Origin of the sequence: Pseudomonas sp. UBA6323 (assembly GCF_002439135.1) — a bacterium.
Lineage (GTDB): Bacteria > Pseudomonadota > Gammaproteobacteria > Pseudomonadales > Pseudomonadaceae > Aquipseudomonas.
On record NZ_DJSX01000077.1, the window covers coordinates 71361 to 89852 of the forward strand.

Here is an 18492-nt window from a genome sequence, read left to right on the forward strand (position 1 = left end):
CCGGTCTGGCTCAGCCTTCGAGCTTCTTCTTCAGCAGTTCGTTCACTTGCCCCGGGTTGGCCTTGCCCTTGGAGGCTTTCATGGCCTGGCCGACGAAGAAGCCGAACATCTTGCCGCGCTTGGCTTCGTCGCTGGCGCGGTACTGCTCGACCTGCTCGGCGTTGGCCGCCAGCACCTCATCGAGCATCTTCTCGATGGCGCCGCTGTCGGTGACCTGCTTGAGGCCCTTGCTCTCGATGATCGCATCGGCGCTGCCTTCACCGGCCGCCATGGCCTCGAACACCATCTTGGCGATCTTGCCGCTGATGGTGTTGTCCTTGATGCGCAGGATCATGTCGCCCAGTTGCTCGGCGGACACCGGCGACTGCTCGATCTCCAGGCCCTCTTTATTGAGCAGGCTGGACAGCTCGCCCATCACCCAGTTGGCGGCCAGCTTGGCATCGCCGCAGGCTTTCTCGACCGCTTCGAAGTAATCGGCCATTTCGCGGCTGGCGCTGAGCACGCTGGCGTCGTAGGTGGACAGGCCGAACTGACTCTCGAAACGCTCGCGCTTCTGCGGCGGCAGCTCGGGCAGCGCGGCGCGCAGTTCGTCGAGGAAGCTGCGCTCGATGACCACCGGCAGCAGGTCCGGGCAGGGGAAGTAACGGTAGTCGTTGGCTTCTTCCTTGCTGCGCATGGAGCGGGTCTGATCCTTGTTGGGATCGTACAGGCGGGTTTCCTGCACCACCTTGCCGCCGTCTTCGATCAGCTCGATCTGGCGTTGCACTTCGTGGTTGATGGCTTTCTCGATGAAGCGGAACGAGTTGACGTTCTTGATCTCGGCGCGGGTACCGAACTCGGCCTGGCCCTTGGGGCGTACCGACACGTTGCAGTCGCAACGCAGCGAGCCTTCGGCCATGTTGCCGTCGCAGATGCCCAGGTAGCGGACGAGTGCGTGGATGGCCTTCACATAGGCCACCGCTTCCTTGGCCGAGCGGATGTCCGGCTCGGAAACGATTTCCAGCAGCGGCGTGCCGGCGCGGTTCAGGTCGATGCCGCTCATGCCGTGGAAGTCTTCGTGCAGGCTCTTGCCCGCATCCTCTTCCAGGTGCGCACGGGTGATGCCGATGCGCTTGACGGTGCCGTCTTCCAGGGTGATGTCGAGGAAGCCCTTGCCGACGATGGGATGGTCCATCTGGCTGGTCTGGTAGCCCTTGGGCAGGTCCGGGTAGAAGTAGTTCTTGCGCGCGAAGACGTTACGCTCGGCGATTTCGGCGTCGATGGCCAGGCCGAACTGGCAGGCCATGCGCACGGCTTCGGCGTTGAGCACCGGCAGGGTGCCGGGCATGCCGAGGTCGACCAGGCTGGCCTGGGTGTTGGGCTCGGCGCCAAAGGTGGTGGCGCTTGCCGAGAAAATCTTCGATTGGGTGCTGAGCTGAGCGTGAATCTCGAGCCCGATCACGGTTTCCCATTGCATAAAAGTGTTCCTCAGAAGCCGCTCGGTGCTTGTTTGTGCCAGTCGCTGACCTGCTGGTACTGGTGCGCGATGTTGAGCAGGCGACCTTCCTGGAAGTAGTTGCCGAGCAACTGCACGCCCACTGGCAGGCCATCGACGAAGCCGGCCGGCATCGACAGGCCGGGAATGCCGGCCAGGTTGGCGGTGATGGTGTAGATGTCTTCGAGGTAGGCCGAGACCGGGTCGCCGCCTTTCTCGCCAATCTTCCAGGCCAGGTTCGGCGTGGTCGGGCCGAGAATCACGTCGACGTCATTGAAGGCGGCGACGAAGTCGTTCTTGATCAGTCGGCGGATCTGCTGGGCCTTGATGTAGTAGGCGTCGTAGTAGCCGGCCGACAGCGCGTAGGTGCCGACCATGATGCGCCGTTTGACTTCCGCACCGAAGCCTTCGCCGCGCGAGCGCTTGTACAGGTCTTCGAGGTTCACCGGGTTTTCGCAGCGATAGCCGAAACGCACACCGTCGAAACGCGACAGGTTGGAGCTGGCTTCTGCCGGGGCGATCACGTAGTAGGCGGGAATCGCGTGCTGCATGTTCGGCAGGCTGATGTCCTTGACGGTGGCGCCGAGCTTTTTCAGCTCCTCGACCACGGCCATGACCTTCTCGCCGATGCGGGCATCCAGGCCGGCGCCGAAGTATTCCTTGGGCAGGCCGATGCGCAGGCCGGCCAGCGGCTGGGCCAGCGCCGCCAGGTAGTCATCGACCGGCTGATCGACGCTGGTGGAATCCTTGGCGTCGAAACCGGCCATGGCGCCGAGCAGCAGGGCGCAGTCCTCGGCGGTGCGGGCCAGCGGGCCGCCCTGATCGAGGCTGGAGGCGTAGGCGATCATGCCCCAGCGCGAGACGCGGCCGTAGGTCGGCTTGATGCCGGTGAGGTTGGTCAGCGCCGCCGGCTGGCGGATCGAGCCGCCGGTGTCGGTGCCGGTGGCGGCCGGAATCAGGCGCGCCGCTACGGCTGCAGCGGAGCCACCGGAGGAGCCGCCGGGCACGCGGCTGGTGTCCCAAGGGTTCTTGACCGCGCCGTAGTGGCTGGATTCGTTGGCCGAGCCCATGGCGAACTCGTCCATGTTCAGCTTGCCGAGGGTCACGGTGCCGGCGGCCTTGAGCTTGTCGACGACGGTGGCGTCGTACGGCGCCTTGAAGCCGGTGAGTATCTTCGAGGCGCAGGTGGTCAGCACGCCGTTGGTGCAGAACAAGTCCTTGTGCGCGATCGGCGCGCCGAGCAGGGCGCCGTTCTCGCCAGCGGCACGGCGTGCGTCAGCGGCCTTGGCCTGCTCGAGGGCCAGCTCTTCGGTAATGGTGATGAAGCTGTTGAGCTGCGGGTCGAGCTGATTGATGCGCGCCAGCAGGGCGCTGCTCAGTTCTTCGGCGGAGAATTGCTTGTCGGCGAGGCCGCGGGCGATCTCGGCCAGGGTCAGTTGATGCATGTCGGGCCCTTTCCTTTATTCGATGACTTTCGGCACGAGGTACAGGCCGCTTTCCACGGCCGGGGCGATGGCCTGGTAGGCGTCGCGCTGGTTGCTCTCGTTGACCACGTCGGCACGCAGGCGCTGGGTCGCTTCCAGCGGGTGCGCCAGGGGTTCGATGCCCTGGGTATCGACGGCCTGCATCTGGTCGATCAGGCCGAGGATGTTGTTCAGGGTCTCGGTGGTTTGCGGAATATCGCCTTCGTTCAGACCCAGGCGGGCCAGGTGGGCGATTTTTTCCACCTCGGAGCGTTCAAGCGCCATCAGGGGTTCTCCAGGGGAAGTGTGACAGAGAGGACAAGCAGGGAACGGATGCCGCGAGCCGGCGGTCAAAGGCCGCGCTGTGCAGCTGCAAGGCCCGGAAAAACAGGCAATCTACCATATTGCCGCCTTGCTCAAAATCCCTGCCGTTGTTAGAGTTTGCCGCACTTTTTACCCGCGCGTTTTTCCGCGTCTGACTTTTACCCACGCGTTGCCTAGGGTCCCTTCCTAATGTTCAAGAAACTGCGTGGCATGTTCTCCAGCGATCTGTCGATCGACCTGGGTACTGCCAATACCCTTATTTATGTGCGCGAGCGCGGTATCGTCCTGAATGAGCCGTCCGTGGTCGCCATCCGTACCCACGGCAACCAGAAGAGTGTCGTGGCTGTGGGCACCGAGGCCAAGCGCATGCTCGGCCGTACCCCCGGCAACATTTCCGCGATTCGTCCGATGAAGGACGGCGTGATCGCTGACTTCAGCGTCTGCGAAAAGATGCTGCAGTACTTCATCAACAAGGTTCACGAGAACAGCTTCCTGCAGCCGTCGCCGCGCGTGCTGATCTGCGTACCGTGCAAGTCGACCCAGGTCGAGCGCCGCGCCATCCGTGAATCGGCCCTGGGCGCCGGTGCCCGCGAAGTGTTCCTGATCGAAGAGCCGATGGCCGCTGCCATCGGTGCCGGCCTGCCGGTCGAAGAGGCCCGCGGTTCGATGGTCGTCGATATTGGCGGCGGTACCACCGAAATCGCGCTGATCTCCCTCAATGGCGTGGTTTACGCCGAGTCCGTACGTGTGGGCGGCGACCGTTTCGACGAAGCCATCATCACCTACGTGCGCCGCAACTACGGTTCGCTGATCGGTGAAGGCACCGCCGAGCGCATCAAGCAGGAAATCGGTACTGCCTATCCGGGTGGCGAAATCCGTGAAGTCGACGTACGCGGCCGCAACCTGGCCGAGGGCGTGCCGCGCAGCTTCACCCTGAACTCCAACGAAGTGCTCGAAGCGCTGCAGGAATCGCTGGCGACCATCGTCCAGGCGGTCAAGAGCGCCCTGGAGCAGTCGCCGCCCGAGCTGGCTTCGGACATCGCCGAGCGCGGCCTGGTGCTGACCGGCGGTGGCGCGCTGCTGCGCGACCTGGACAAGCTGCTGAGCCAGGAAACCGGTCTGCCGGTGATCGTTGCTGAAGACCCGCTGACCTGCGTCGCCCGTGGCGGCGGCAAGGCCCTGGAAATGATGGACCGCCACGCCATGGACCTGCTCTCCACCGAGTGAGCCCCGCGGCTGTGGACGCTTGCCGTGCCGCCTCCGGGCGGCACGCGCATATTCGAGCATTGCAGTACACTCGGCCCAACCTTCGCCAGACCGGTTCGCCCTTCGCATGAATTCGCGCGCTTTCCGCCCTCGTGGCGCACAAGGAGCAGCTTATTAAGCCGCTCTTCGCCAAAGGTCCCTCGCTGGGCATTCGCCTACTGGTATTTGCCGTGCTGTCGGCAGTGCTGATGGTGGCCGACGCCCGCTTCGACACGCTCAAGCCCGTGCGCAGCATCATGGGCACGGTGTTGACGCCCCTGTACGAGCTGGCCGAGCTGCCCGTGCGGGCCTGGGAAGGCGCGACCCAGCAGATTTCCTCGCGCAGCGAGCTGGTGGCCGAGAATGAGAAGCTCAAGGCCGAAGCCCTGTTGCTGCAGCGCCGCCTGCAGAAGCTGGCGACCCTGACCGAGCAAAACGTGCGCCTGCGCGAGCTGCTCAACTCCGCGGCGCTGGTGGATGAAGAGGTGCTGGTCAGCGAACTGATCGGCGTCGACCCCAACCCATACACCCACCGCATCCTGATCGACAAGGGCGAGAAGGATTGCGTTGACGAGGGCAAGCAAAACTGCGTGTTCCTCGGTCAGCCGGTGCTCGATGCGCGTGGCCTGATGGGCCAGGTGGTGGAGGTCATGCCCTATACCTCGCGCGTGCTGTTGCTCACCGATAACACCCACAGTATTCCCGTGCAGGTCAACCGCAACGGCCTGCGCGCCATCGCTGTCGGCACTGGCAACCCGGAAAGCCTCGAGCTGCGCCATGTCGCCGATACCGCCGATATCAAGGAAGGCGATCTGCTGGTCAGCTCCGGCATGGGCCAGCGTTTCCCGGCCGGCTACCCGGTGGCCACGGTCAAGGAGGTGATCCATGATTCCGGCCAGCCGTTCGCCATCGTCCGCGCCACACCGACCGCGGCGCTCAATCGCAGTCGTTATCTGCTGCTGGTGTTCTCCGACCGGCGCAGCCCTGAGCAGCGCGCTTCCGATTCGGCCCAGGCCCAGGAGGCCGCTGACCGCGAGGCCGAGCAGGAACGTACCCAAGGCGAGCAGGCGCCCGCGTCGACCGCCACTCCGGCCGCGGACGCTCCCGCACAGGAGGCGAACTGATGGTCGGCGTAAAGTCTCGTAACGGCTGGGTGATCTGGTTGAGTCTGGCCTTCGCGCTGCTGCTCAGCGTCGCGCCGCTGCTCGAGTTCATGCAGATCGGTCGCCCGCTGTGGGTCGCCCTGATCCTCACCTACTGGGTGCTGGCGCTGCCGCACCGCGTCGGCCTGACCACAGCGTGGATTCTCGGCCTGGCGCAGGATGTGCTGTTCGGCACGCTGCTCGGGCAGAACGCGCTGATCCTTACCTTGATCACCTTTCTGGTACTGAGCCTGCACCAGCGTCTGCGCATGTTTCCCATGTGGCAGCAGAGCATGGTGCTGATGGTGGTGTTCGGCCTCGCCCAGCTGGTGCAGCTGTGGCTCAATGCGCTGACCGGCAGCCGCCCGCCAACCCTGGCCTTCATCCTGCCGGCGCTGGTGAGCGCCCTGCTGTGGCCGTGGATCTGCGTCATCCTGCGGGGGCTGCACCTGCGCCTCAACGTCAACTGAACGCGGCCTGGCATGGCTGGCCGCGGTTCGCCAAGGGAGATACCCGCATGGCCGAGCTGTTTCTGGCCTCCGCTTCGCCCCGTCGCCGTGAGTTGCTGGCCCAGATCGCTGTGCCATGCGTCACGCAAATCGCCTCGATAGATGAAAACCCGTTGCCAGACGAGCCGGCAGCAGCCTATGTAGAGCGTCTGGCTCGCGAGAAGGCGCGGGCCGGCCTGCGCGCATTGGGCGAACGTGTCGATGCCGTGGTGCTGGGCGCTGATACCGCCGTGGTGCTCGATGGGCGCATTCTCGGCAAACCGGCGGATTTCGCCGAGTCGCGGGCCATGCTGCAGGCCCTGTCGGGGCGCAGCCATCAAGTACTGACAGCCGTTGCGCTGGTCGGCGATGGTCGCGAGTCGGCTCGTGTGGTCAGCAGCGAAGTGAGTTTTCGCCCTATCAGCGAGGCCGAAATCGAGGCGTACTGGGCCAGCGGCGAGCCATGCGACAAGGCGGGCAGTTATGGTATCCAGGGGTTGGCGGCCGTGTTCGTCAGCCAATTGCAGGGCAGCTATTCGGCGGTGGTCGGTCTGCCGCTGTGCGAAACTGCCGAGCTGCTTGGGGAATTCGGTATTGCCTGCTGGCAATTCCCGGCGCCAGGACATTTTCAGAAACCAGGCGACGGCAGCGCGGCTGCGGGATGAGGTGTCCGAAAAGCTTGAGTCCGCGGGGCGGTGCAGTAGCCCGGCCGGCATGATCACCAGGATGGATGCATGAGCGAAGAGATTCTGATCAATATCACGCCGATGGAGTCGCGCGTGGCCGTGGTGGAAAACGGCGTGCTGCAGGAAGTTCACGTCGAACGCACGCAGAAGCGCGGCATCGTCGGCAATATCTACAAGGGCAAGGTGGTGCGCGTGCTGCCCGGCATGCAGGCGGCCTTCATCGACATTGGCCTTGAACGTGCGGCCTTCATCCATGCCTCGGAGATCTCCACCCGCGAAGGCGCTGCGGTGGAGCCGATCAGTGCGCTGGTCCACGAAGGCCAGAGCCTGACGGTGCAGGTCACCAAGGACCCCATCGGCAGCAAGGGCGCACGCCTGACCACTCAGCTGTCGATTCCCTCGCGTTACCTGGTGTACATGCCGCGCACCAGCCATGTCGGCATCTCCCTGAAGATCGAGGATGAAGGCGAACGCGAGCGCCTCAAGCAGGTGGTCGCCGATTGCGTTGCCGCCGAGGGCATCGAGGAGGCGGGCGGCTTCATCCTGCGCACCGCGGCCGAGGGTGCCGGCGCCGACGAGATTCTCATCGACATCCGCTACCTGCGCCGCCTGTGGGATCAGATTTCCGCGCAGGTGCAGACCGCCAAGGCGCCGTCGGTGATCTACGAGGATCTGTCGCTGGCCCTGCGCACGCTGCGCGATCTGGTCAGCCCGCGCACCGAGAAGATTCGCGTGGACTCGCGGGAAACCTTCCAGAAGATCACGCAATTCGTCGCCGAACTGATGCCGGAAATCGCCGATCGTCTGGAGCACTATCCGGGTGAGCGGCCGATCTTCGACCTGTATGGCGTCGAGGACGAGATTCAGCGCGCCTTGGAGCGCAAGGTGCCGTTGAAGTCCGGTGGTTACCTGGTGGTCGACCCGGCCGAGGCGATGAGCACCATCGACGTCAATACCGGCGCCTTCGTCGGCCATCGCACGCTGGAAGAGACCATCTTCAAGACCAACCTGGAGGCGGCCACCGCGATTGCCCGCCAGCTGCGCCTGCGCAACCTGGGCGGCATCATCATCATCGACTTCATCGACATGGAAGACGAGGAGCATCAGCGTCAGGTGCTGCGCACCCTGGAAAAGCAGCTCGAGCGCGACCATGCCAAGACCAACATCATCGGCATCACCGAACTCGGCCTGGTGCAGATGACCCGCAAACGTACCCGTGAAAGCCTCGAGCAGATTCTTTGCGAGCCGTGCACCGCGTGTCAGGGCCGCGGCAAGCTGAAGACGCCCGAGACCATCTGCTACGAGATCTTCCGCGAAATTCTGCGCGAGGCGCGTGCCTACCAGGCGGAAAGCTATCGCGTGCTGGCCAATCAGAAAGTGGTCGATCGCCTGCTCGATGAAGAGTCGGGCAACGTCGCCGATCTGGAAGCCTTTATCGGGCGCACCATCAAGTTCCAGGTGGAAACCATGTATTCCCAGGAACAGTACGACGTGGTGCTGCTCTGAGCGCCGCAGGTACCGAGGGCGCCCTGGTGCGCCTGTTCTCGGCCTTGCTGCGCTGGGGCCTGGGGCTGTGCGCGGCCGTGCTGGTGCTGGCCGCGCTGTACGTCAGCCTGGGGCGTGAGCTGGTGCCGCTGGTGGCCGAATACCGCCTCGAACTGGAAGATCGCGCCACCGAGCAGCTGGGCGTGCCGGTGCGGATCGGCAGCCTCGAAGGCCGTTGGCGGGGCTTCGCGCCGGTGCTGGTGGCGCGCGATGTACGCCTCGGGGCCGAGGGTGCAGGGCTGAGCCTGGAGCGCGTGCAACTGCTGCCGGATGTGAGCGGCAGCCTGCTGGCACGCCAGCCGCGTATCGCCCATCTGCAAGTCGACGGTCTGCAACTGAACGTGCAGCAGAACGCCGAGGGCGGCTGGCAGTTGCAAGGATTGCCACAGCGCGACGGCCCCGAGCCGAATGTCGAACGACTGCTCAAGCAATTGCAGATGGTGCATCGCATCAGCCTGCTCGACAGCCGCGTGGTGGTGCAGCCTCTCAATCAGGAGCCGTTGCTGCTCAGCTACGTCAATCTGAGCCTGCGCTACGGCAGCAACAGCCAGCGCCTCGACGGTCGTCTGCTGCTGCCAGACGGCCAGCCGGTGGCGCTGAGTCTGCGCACGCTCATGCAGCCGAAGACCTGGCGCGAAGCCGAGTCGCAGCTCTATCTGAGCCTGCCGCAGAGCGATTGGGCGAGCTGGCTGCCGAAAACACTGCTCGGCGACTGGCAGCTGCAGCGCCTGCAGGCCGGCGGTGAGCTTTGGCTGGAAGGGCGCGGCCTGGCCCTGCACAAGGGCGCCCTGCGCCTGCATGCTCCCGCAGTGGTTGGCGGTCAGGCCAGGCACGAGGCCGTGACGCTCAAGGACCTGGCCTTCAACGCCTTCTTCGCTCGGGATGAGCAGGGCGTACGGGCACAGATCGATTCCCTGGCCATGAGCCATGTTGAGCAACGTATCGGCGAGCTGCACCTGAACCTGAAACAGCACGATGTGGGGGAGGCTGACGAGCGTTGGGCGCTGACGGCCGATCGTCTCGACCTCGCCGCCTGGGCGCCGCTGGTGCAGGCGCTGGCGCCGATGCCCGACAAGGCGCGCGAGGTTCTGGTGGCGCTGGCACCGGTTGGCGCGGTCAACAACCTGCTGCTCGATTATTACCCGCAGCGCGAGGGCGCCGAGCGTCTGCAGTTCGCTGCCAATCTGGACAAGGTGGGCATCCAGGCCTATCGCGGTGCGCCGGCGGCAGAGAATGTCAGCGGTAGCGCCTCGGGCGACATGTTCAAAGGCGAGCTGCGCCTGAATACCGAGGACTTCGCCCTGCACCTGGATCAACTTTTCCCCAAGCCCTGGCGTTATCGCCATGCTCAGGCGCGGTTGAGCTGGGACTGGAGTGAAACTGGCTTGACCCTCTACAGCCCCTATATGCGCGTGGACGGCGAGGAAGGGCAGGTCGCAGGGGACATGCTGATCCGCCTGCTGCGCGATCCTGAGGCGGAAAGCTACATGGACCTGCGCGTTGGCATGCGCGACGGCGATGCGTCCTACACCGAGAAGTATCTGCCGAGCCGCGCCCCCGGCATGAGTGCCGAACTCGATCATTGGCTGAAGACAGCGATTCGCGCCGGCCATGTCGAGGAAGGCTACTTCCAGTACCAGGGCTCGCTGAACAAGGGCGCAGCGCTGGGGGCGCGCAGTCTCAGTCTGTTCTTCAAGGTCAGGGACGCCGAGCTGGCCTTCCAGCCCGGCTGGCCGTCGCTGCGTGAAGGTGTGGGCGAGGTGCTGATCGAGGACGATGCCGTGCGCGTGCGCCTGCAGAGCGGACGTCTGCAGGAAAGCGAGGTCCGCGACGTCATTGCCAATATCCCGCTGCTGCACGATGGTAAGCCGCCACGTCTGCACCTCGATGGCAAGGTGCAGAGCAGCCTGAGCGACGCGATCAAACTGCTGCAGGAAGCGCCGCTGGGGACCTCGGAAATTTTTGCCGGCTGGCAGGGGCAAGGCCCGCTGACCGGGCGGCTGCAACTGGATATTCCGCTGCAGAAGGGAGCCAAGCCCGGTGTGGTGGTGGATTTCGCCACCGAGGGGGCCAGCCTCAAGCTGGCCAATCCGGATCTGCAACTGAACAAGGTGAAGGGCGCCTTTCGTTTCGACAGCAATGCCGGGCTGAGCGCGCCGGATGTTCGCGCCGAGGTATTCGGGCGTCAGGTAAGCGGCAGGATCAGCGCCGAAGGTTCACGCGGACAGGCGCGCAGCGGATTCGATCTGCGCGGCCAGGTGCAGGTCGATACCCTCAGCCAATGGCTCGGTGGGCCGCAGAAGCTGCCTGTCAGCGGTTTGCTGCCTTATCGCCTGCGCCTGACCCTGGACGGCGACGACAGCAAGCTGCGTGTCGACTCCAACCTGCGCGGTGTGGCGATCGATCTGCCGGCGCCGTTCGGCAAGACGGCGCAGCAGGAGCGTGATGCCAGTTGGCGCATGACGCTCTCCGGGCGTCAGCGTCGCTACTGGGCGGATTATGGCGAGCTGGCCAGTCTCAATTTGGCCGCACCTGCCGGCGCACTGGCCGAGGGGCGTGGCGAGGTGGTGGTTGGCGGTGGCGCGGCGGGACTGCCGCCTGGCCAGGGCCTGCGCGTGCGCGGACGCCTGGATGAGCTGGATCTGGATGCCTGGAAGCAGCTCGGTAGCGATCATCCGGTCGAGGTGGACGCTGACAGCCAGCGTTTTTTGCGCAGTGCACGGCTGGAAATCGGACGGTTGCGCGGCTTCGGCCAGGAGGTCGAGCAACTGAGCGTCGGCGTGACGCGAGAACCTCAGGGCTGGGCCCTGCAACTCGACAGCGAACTGGCCGCCGGCCAAGTGCTGCTGGCGGACGCCGAAGGCGTGCCTATCCGTATCGATTTGCGGCATGTCAGGCTGCCAGCTCCCGACCCCGAACCCGATGCAGAAAAGGCCAGCGATGCACCCGATCCCCTGGCCGACTTCGATCCCAAGTCGCTGCCGCCGCTGGATATCAGCATCCAGCGTGTTCAGCGCGGCGACAAGGTGCTGGGTGCCTGGTCGCTCAAGGTGCGCCCCGAGGAACAGGGCGTGCGTTTCGATGAGCTCGATCTCGACCTGCAGGGGTTGAAGATTGGCGGCAGCGCCGGTTGGCGAAGTGCTGCCGGCAATACCCAGAGCTGGTACAAGGGGCGCCTGCAGGGCAAGGACCTTGGTGCGATCCTGAAAGCCTGGGATTACGCCCCCAGCGTCACCAGCGAAAATTTCCGCGTCGACGTCGATGGCAACTGGCCCGGCTCGCCTGCCTGGTTCTCGCTCAAGCGCTTCTCGGGCAATCTCGACCCCTCGCTGCGCAAGGGGCAGTTCGTCGAAGTGCAGGGCTCGGCCCAGGCGCTGCGCGTATTCGGCCTGCTCAACTTCAATTCCATCGGCCGCCGCCTGCGTCTGGACTTCTCCGACCTGCTGGGCAAGGGGCTGAGTTATGACCGGGTCAAGGGCAACCTGCAGGCGACCAATGGCTTCTTCGTCACCCATGAGCCCATCACCATGACCGGGCCGTCGAGCAATCTCGAGCTCAACGGCAATCTGGATCTGCGTAACGAGCAGATCGATGCCAAGCTGCTGGTGACCCTGCCGGTGACCAACAACCTGCCACTGGCGGCTCTGATCGTCGGTGCACCGGCGATTGGTGGCGCCCTGTTCGTGGCGGACAAATTGCTGGGTGACAAGGTCGCCCGTTTCGCCAGCGTGCAATACGACGTCAGAGGCCCGCTGCACGACCCGGATATCCGTTTCGACAAGCCCTTCGAAAAACCGCAATGACGGCGCGTCTTGGCGTAGGCTGTCACGACGAGAACCGATGAGTGCCGCCATGAATCTCGCTGTAATCCAGATGGTCAGTCAGGATGACGTGCAAACCAACCTGCGCCTGGCGCGTCGCATGCTGGAGCGGGCGGCGCAGGGCGGTGCACGCCTTGCCGTGCTGCCGGAGAACTTCGCCGCCATGGGCCGTCGAGACTTGGCCGCCATCGGTCGTGCCGAGGCAGTCGGCGAAGGTCCCATCCTGCCCTGGTTGAAACGCGCCGCGCGTGACCTCAGTTTATGGATAGTGGCCGGCACCTTGCCACTGCCGCCTGACGACGATGCCGAGGGCAAGCCGAACGCCTGCTCGCTGCTGATCGATGACCAGGGCGAGCGCGCGGCTCGCTATGACAAGCTGCACCTATTCGACGTCGACGTGGCCGACAACCGTGGCCGTTATCGCGAGTCTGACGATTTCGCCCATGGCCAGCGTGTCGTGGTAGCGGACACGCCCGTGGGGCGCCTGGGTCTGACCGTGTGTTACGACTTGCGCTTCCCCGAGCTGTTCGGCGCGCTGCGCGAAGCCGGTGCCGAGCTGATCAGCGTGCCGGCAGCCTTCACCGCCGTGACTGGCGCGGCGCATTGGCAGGTGCTGACGCGCGCCCGTGCCATCGAGACCCAGTGCTACGTGCTGGCAGCCGGGCAGGGTGGCGAGCACCCCGGGCAGCGCCTGACCTTTGGCCATTCGGCGATCATCGACCCCTGGGGCAGCGTACTGGCCGAGCAGGATCAAGGCGAAGCCGCATTGCTTGCTTCGCGCGATGCCGCCGAGCAGGCGGCCATTCGCCAACGTATGCCGGTGCAGCAGCACCGCCGATTCTTTTTATCGGGCGCACCGCGTCCGATCGTTGTGGAGTGATCATGAATACGATGTTGCAATCCGTCAGCGAGCACCTGTTGGCGCCCGGTAACCTGACGCTCGACAGCCTCAGCAGCGTGCTGGGTGAGGTCGCAGGTCCCGGCATCGATGCCGCCGATCTCTATTTCCAAAGCCAGGTTTCGGAAACCTGGGTACTGGAAGATGGCATCGTCAAGGAAGGCAGTTTCAATCTTGATCAGGGCGTTGGCGTGCGCGCCCAGTCCGGTGAGAAAACCGGTTTCGCCTACAGCAATGCGATCAGCCTCGATGCGCTGACCCAGGCTGCGCAGGCTGCGCGTTCGATCTCCCGCGCCGGCCAACAGGGCCGCGTGCAGGCTTTCGTCAGTCCGCAGGTGACCCAGCTTTATGCCGAAGGCAACCCGCTGGATGTCATGAGCCGCGCCGAGAAGGTCGAGCTCCTGCAGCGTATCGATCGTGCCACCCGGGCGCTCGACCCGCGCATCAAGCAGGTCACCGTAAGTCTGGCCGGTGTGTGGGATCGCATTCTGGTCGCCGCTCATGATGGCAGCCTCAGCGCCGATATCCGCCCGCTGGTGCGCTTCAACGTCAGCGTCATCGTCGAGCAGAACGGTCGTCGTGAACGTGGTGGGCATGGCGGCGGTGGACGTACCGACTACCGCTATTTCCTGGAGGAAGACCGAGCCATGGGTTACGCCCGCGAGGCGCTGCGCCAGGCGCTGGTCAACCTGGAGGCTATCGCCGCACCCGCTGGCAGCATGCCGGTGGTGATGGGCGCCGGCTGGTCCGGCGTGTTGCTGCACGAGGCGGTCGGCCACGGCCTGGAAGGCGACTTCAATCGCAAGGGCAGCTCCAACTACAGTGGCAAGATTGGCCAGCAGGTGGCGTCCAAGCTGTGCACCATCGTCGATGACGGCACCCTGGTCGGTCGTCGCGGCTCGCTCAGCGTCGACGACGAAGGCACGCCGACCCAGTGCACCACGCTGATCGAGAACGGCGTGCTCAAGGGCTACATGCAGGACAAGCTCAACGCGCGCCTGATGGGCGTGGCTGCTACCGGTAACGGTCGTCGCGAGTCCTACGCGCACCTGCCGATGCCGCGCATGACCAACACTTACATGCTGGCCGGCGAGAGCGACCCGGAGGAAATCATCCGTTCGGTGAAGAAGGGCATCTACTGTGCCAACCTCGGTGGCGGCCAGGTGGACATCACCAGCGGCAAGTTCGTTTTCTCCACCAGCGAGGCCTACCTGATCGAAGACGGCAAGATCACCGCGCCGGTCAAAGGTGCCACGTTGATCGGTAACGGTCCGGAGGCTATGAGCCGCGTATCCATGGTTGGCAATGACCTGGCCCTGGACAGCGGCGTCGGCACCTGTGGCAAGGATGGCCAGTCGGTGCCGGTGGGCGTTGGTCAGCCGACGTTGAAGATCGACGCGATCACCGTCGGCGGCACCGGTGCCTGAGGCGATGCCGGCTCAGCGCAGGCCGCGCTGGATTTCGTCAAGCTCGCGGATGTACTTGAACACCTTGCGCGCGGCGGCCGGCGGCTTGTTGCGCGCGGCTTCATGCAGGGCATGACGAACCAGGCCGCGCAGATGCTGGACGTCGGCATCGGGGTAAAGCTCGACAAAGCTTTCCAGCGCACTGTCGCCTTCGCCGATCAGGCGGTCGCGCCAGCGCTCGAGGGCGTGGAAGCGCTCGTTGTATTCGCGGGTGGAGCTGTCCACCTGGTCGAGCATGGCGACGATCGCCTCGACATCCTGTTCACGCATCAGCTTGCCGATGAATTGGATGTGGCGTTTGCGCGCGGCGTTGGCGGTGTGTTTCGGCGCTTCGGCGAGGGCGCGGCGTAGTGCGTCGGTCAGCGGCATTTTCGCCAGCAGGTCCGGCTTGAGCGCAGTCAGGCGCTCGCCGAGTTCCTGCAGGGCATGCAGTTCGCGCTTGACCTGAGATTTGCTCTTCTCCAGGGAGAAGTCGTCGTAGGAATCAGACATGGGGTGGGTCCAGAGGGAAACGCCGCCATGATAGCAGTAACCGTGACCGCCGGCCCGTAGCCGGCAGTCGAGAGCAGGCCCCAGGCTACGTGTGCGAGGGGGCTGCGCCAGAGAATCGGGAGTGGTTATGAGTGAAGTAGAACGCATCGGGCCGCAGGCCTTGCCAGCGCTGCAGGAGCAGGTCGAGGCGATTCTCGCCGAGGCCAGGCGCCAGGGTGCCAGTGCCTGCGAAGTCGCCGTCTCGGCGGGCCAGGGGTTGTCCACCACCGTGCGCCAGGGCGAGGTGGAGACCGTCGAATTCAATCGCGACCAGGGTTTCGGCATCACCCTGTACGTGGGTCAGAGCAAGGGCTCGGCCAGCACCTCGGCCACCGGTATCGAGGCCATTCGCGAGACCGTGGCGGCAGCCCTGGCGATTGCCAGGCACGCATCCGAAGATGAATGTGCCGGCCTGGCCGATGCGGCGCTGATGGCCCGCGAGCTGCCGGAACTGGACCTTTATCACCCCTGGTCGATCACCCCGGAGCAGGCAGTCGAGCAGGCGCTGGCCTGCGAGGCGGCGGCATTCGCCGCCGACACGCGGATCAAGAACGCCGATGGCACCAGTCTCAACACCCATCAGGGCTGCCGCGTTTATGGCAACAGCCATGGTTTTATCGGCGGTTATGCGAGCACCCGCCACAGCCTGAGTTGCGTGATGATCGCCGAAGGCGAAGGCCAGATGCAGCGCGACTACTGGTACGACGTCAATCGCCAGGGCGAGCTGCTGGCCGACGCCGCTGGGATCGGCCAGCGCGCTGCCGAGCGCGCGGTCAGCCGCCTTGGCGCACGGCCGGTGCCGACCTGCGAGGTGCCGGTGCTGTTCGCTGCCGAACTCGCCGGCGGATTGTTCAGCCACCTGCTGGCGGCAATCTCGGGCGGCAATCTGTATCGCCATTCCTCCTTCCTCGAAGGTGCGCTGGGGCAACGTCTATTCCCCGAGTGGCTAAGCCTCGACGAGCGCCCGCACCTGCCGCGGGCGCTGGGCAGCGCGGCCTTCGACGGCGATGGCCTGGCCACTTACGCCAAGCCGTTCGTGGAAAAGGGCGAGCTGGTTTCCTACGTACTCGGCACCTACTCCGGGCGTAAGCTGGGTCTGCCGAGCACCGCCAACTCCGGCGGCGTGCACAACCTGTTCGTCACTCATGGCGACGAGGATCAGCAGGCGCTGATCCGGCGCATGGGGCGCGGCCTGCTGGTGACCGAGCTGATGGGCCAGGGCCTGAATCTGGTCACTGGCGACTATTCCCGTGGTGCGGCGGGCTTCTGGGTGGAGAACGGCGAGATCCAGTTCCCGGTGCAGGAAGTGACCATCGCCGGCAACCTGCGCGACATGTTCCGCCAGATCGTCGCGGTCGGTCGCGATCTGGAGCGGCGCGGCAATATCTGCACCGGCTCGGTGCTGATCGAGAAGATGACCGTCGCTGGTAGCTGACAGCCGCTGATGCGCGGCCCGACCGGCCGCGCACGTTCTGCCATTGACGATCCCGCTTGAGCGGCGGGTCGCCTTGCACATGAAAGCCCACACATTCTATGTATTGATTATTTTTCTCAAAAGAGAATTAATATCATTAATTGATTGGGTGGGTGTCCATGTTCTATCCCTTTTTCACGCCTTGTCCGAACTGCTGGCGTTGGCAGGGTTTTCTCGTGCGCTGCGCCCTGCGGCCCGATGAGCCGCGCCTGCTCGATTTCCACGAATGGCATGGTCGGCAGCTGGTGGAGCGCGGCCTGCTGGATGCCTGGCGCGTCTCGCGCATCACGCTCGAACTCTTGCTCGACACCGCCTGCGACCCGGCGTTGCCCTGGCACTGGCGCTCCCTTTGCCTGGATCGCGCCTACCGGCCGTTGCGCGTGATGCAGCAGCAGGCACTCGATCCCGCGCGTCAGCGCAGCCTGGGCATGCTGCTCAATCGCCTGGCAACGCTGCGCCTGGAACCCTCCCTCTCTTTCACCGAATCGGCAAAAGGACATCCTTATGAGTGAAACCCTCAGCGGCACCCGCATCGAACGTGACAGCATGGGCGAGCTGGAGGTGCCGAGCGCGGCGCTCTACGGTGCGCAGACCCAGCGTGCGGTGAATAATTTTCCGGTTTCAGGGCAGCGCATGCCGGGGCCCTTCATTCGTGCACTGATCCTGGCCAAGGCCGCTGCAGCGCGGGACAACGTCGAGTTGCAGCAACTCGATCCGCTGATGGGCGATGCCATTGTGGGTGCCTGTCAGCAGTTGCTCGACGGCGATTTCATGGCGCATTTTCCGGTGGACGTGTTCCAGACCGGCTCCGGTACCAGCTCCAACATGAACGCCAACGAGGTGATCGCCACCCTGGCAAGTCGCATCCTTGGCGATAGCGTCAGTGCCAACGATCACGTCAATTGCGGCCAGAGCAGCAACGACATCATCCCCACGACCATCCATGTCAGCGCAGCCATAGAACTGCATGAACGTCTGCTCCCGGCGCTCGGCCACCTGCTCAAGGTGCTGTGCGAAAAATCCCTGGAGGTTCAGCCGTACATCAAAACCGGGCGCACGCATCTGATGGATGCCATGCCGGTGCGCATGAGTCAGGTGCTGGACGGCTGGGGGCAGCAAATTCAGGCCAATGTCGAGCACCTGCGGGCATTGCAGCCCAGCGTGCAGGCGCTGGCCCAGGGTGGCACCGCGGTCGGTACGGGCGTCAATGCACATCCTCGTTTCGCCGAGCAGTTCTGCCTGGAGTTGGGCCGCCTGACGGGGGTTGATTTCACCTCCGGCAACAACTTCTTCGCGCTGATCGGCTCGCAGGACACGGCCGTGGCCGTATCCGGCCAGCTCAAGACTACCGCCGTATCGCTGATGAAGATCGCCAACGATCTGCGCTGGATGAACTCGGGGCCGCTGGCCGGACTGGCGGAAATCGAGCTGGAAGCCCTCCAGCCCGGCTCCTCGATCATGCCCGGCAAGGTCAATCCGGTGATACCCGAGGCGGTAGCCATGGTGTCGGCGCAGGTGATCGGCAACGACTCGGCCATCGCCATCGCCGGCCAGTCCGGCAATTTCGAACTCAACGTCATGCTGCCGCTGATTGCCGACAATCTGCTCTACAGCATTCAGTTGCTGACCAACGCCAGTCGTCTGCTGGCTGATCGGGCCATTTCCAGCTTCAAGGTCAACCAGCCCAAGCTCAAGGAAGCACTGGATCGCAACCCGATTCTGGTGACGGCGCTGAACCCGATCATCGGTTACCTCAAGGCCGCCGAAGTCGCCAAGCAGGCCTACCGCGAGGGACGGCCGATCATCGAGGTGGCGCTGGAACATACCGACCTGTCGCGAGTGCAGCTCGAGCAGCTGCTCAACCCGGAAAAACTCACTGAAGGCGGCCTCTGAGTCGCTTTCGTCCCGGAAACTGCTCACGTGCCCGCTCGGCCA

General features: G+C 64.6%; 15 protein-coding genes. 11 read left to right on the forward strand and 4 right to left on the reverse strand.

Going from position 1 to position 18492, the window contains the following annotated elements; genetic code table 11:
• Nucleotides 1-10 precede the first annotated feature (10 nt).
• From gatB to gatC, 3 genes are read right to left on the reverse strand one after another with little or no spacing between them, the layout of a single operon-like run.
• Nucleotides 11-1456, reverse strand: a complete 1446-nt coding sequence (gatB, locus tag B3P22_RS18750) for an Asp-tRNA(Asn)/Glu-tRNA(Gln) amidotransferase subunit GatB (RefSeq protein ID WP_296272089.1) — start codon at nucleotides 1454-1456, stop codon at nucleotides 11-13.
• Between the two features lie 11 nt (nucleotides 1457-1467).
• Entirely contained in the window at nucleotides 1468-2919 is a 1452-nt protein-coding gene (gene gatA / locus B3P22_RS18755) for an Asp-tRNA(Asn)/Glu-tRNA(Gln) amidotransferase subunit GatA (protein WP_296272090.1), read from the reverse strand.
• A 15-nt stretch (nucleotides 2920-2934) separates the two neighbouring features.
• Nucleotides 2935-3222 (reverse strand): Asp-tRNA(Asn)/Glu-tRNA(Gln) amidotransferase subunit GatC, encoded by a 288-nt coding sequence (gatC, locus tag B3P22_RS18760; protein ID WP_024306969.1) that lies wholly within the window; start codon nucleotides 3220-3222, stop codon nucleotides 2935-2937.
• A 228-nt stretch (nucleotides 3223-3450) separates the two neighbouring features.
• Here gatC and mreB point away from each other — a divergent pair, with 228 nt between their 5' ends.
• The 8 genes from mreB (at nucleotide 3451) to tldD (ending at nucleotide 14513) form a co-directional block, all read left to right on the forward strand.
• Nucleotides 3451-4488: a rod shape-determining protein MreB gene (gene mreB, locus B3P22_RS18765; protein WP_013714086.1), complete on the forward strand. Its 1038-nt coding sequence runs from the start codon at nucleotides 3451-3453 to the stop codon at nucleotides 4486-4488.
• A 188-nt stretch (nucleotides 4489-4676) separates the two neighbouring features.
• Nucleotides 4677-5630 carry a rod shape-determining protein MreC gene (mreC, locus tag B3P22_RS18770; protein ID WP_419096446.1) on the forward strand — a complete coding sequence of 318 codons (954 nt, stop codon included), beginning with the start codon at nucleotides 4677-4679 and terminating at the stop codon, nucleotides 5628-5630.
• Complete coding sequence (gene mreD, locus B3P22_RS18775; RefSeq protein ID WP_197857576.1) at nucleotides 5630-6118, forward strand: rod shape-determining protein MreD; 489 nt, start codon at nucleotides 5630-5632, stop codon at nucleotides 6116-6118. Before mreC ends, mreD begins: the two co-directional genes overlap by 1 nt.
• A gap of 47 nt (nucleotides 6119-6165) precedes the next feature.
• Nucleotides 6166-6801, forward strand: coding sequence for a Maf family protein (locus B3P22_RS18780; protein WP_296272092.1), 636 nt, complete (start codon nucleotides 6166-6168; stop codon nucleotides 6799-6801).
• 69 nt (nucleotides 6802-6870) lie between these two features.
• Nucleotides 6871-8328: a ribonuclease G gene (gene rng, locus B3P22_RS18785; RefSeq protein ID WP_197857574.1), complete on the forward strand. Its 1458-nt coding sequence runs from the start codon at nucleotides 6871-6873 to the stop codon at nucleotides 8326-8328.
• A 26-nt stretch (nucleotides 8329-8354) separates the two neighbouring features.
• Nucleotides 8355-12170 (forward strand): YhdP family protein, encoded by a 3816-nt coding sequence (locus B3P22_RS18790; protein ID WP_296272093.1) that lies wholly within the window; start codon nucleotides 8355-8357, stop codon nucleotides 12168-12170.
• A gap of 49 nt (nucleotides 12171-12219) precedes the next feature.
• A complete protein-coding gene (locus B3P22_RS18795) occupies nucleotides 12220-13068 on the forward strand; it encodes a carbon-nitrogen hydrolase family protein (RefSeq protein ID WP_275547156.1) in 849 nt (282 codons plus the stop codon).
• A gap of 2 nt (nucleotides 13069-13070) precedes the next feature.
• Nucleotides 13071-14513: a metalloprotease TldD gene (gene tldD / locus B3P22_RS18800; protein ID WP_275547155.1), complete on the forward strand. Its 1443-nt coding sequence runs from the start codon at nucleotides 13071-13073 to the stop codon at nucleotides 14511-14513.
• A gap of 12 nt (nucleotides 14514-14525) precedes the next feature.
• Here tldD and yjgA read toward each other — a convergent pair whose 3' ends face one another.
• Nucleotides 14526-15044, reverse strand: coding sequence for a ribosome biogenesis factor YjgA (gene yjgA, locus B3P22_RS18805; protein WP_275547154.1), 519 nt, complete (start codon nucleotides 15042-15044; stop codon nucleotides 14526-14528).
• A gap of 127 nt (nucleotides 15045-15171) precedes the next feature.
• Here yjgA and pmbA point away from each other — a divergent pair, with 127 nt between their 5' ends.
• The 3 genes from pmbA (at nucleotide 15172) to B3P22_RS18820 (ending at nucleotide 18450) form a co-directional block, all read left to right on the forward strand.
• On the forward strand, nucleotides 15172-16518 hold the full coding sequence (pmbA, locus tag B3P22_RS18810) for a metalloprotease PmbA (protein WP_296272095.1): 1347 nt from the start codon (nucleotides 15172-15174) through the stop codon (nucleotides 16516-16518).
• Between the two features lie 158 nt (nucleotides 16519-16676).
• Complete coding sequence (locus tag B3P22_RS18815) at nucleotides 16677-17069, forward strand: FagA protein (RefSeq protein WP_275547017.1); 393 nt, start codon at nucleotides 16677-16679, stop codon at nucleotides 17067-17069.
• Entirely contained in the window at nucleotides 17062-18450 is a 1389-nt protein-coding gene (locus tag B3P22_RS18820) for a class II fumarate hydratase (RefSeq protein WP_296272096.1), read from the forward strand. Before B3P22_RS18815 ends, B3P22_RS18820 begins: the two co-directional genes overlap by 8 nt.
• The last annotated feature ends 42 nt before the right edge of the window (nucleotides 18451-18492 follow it).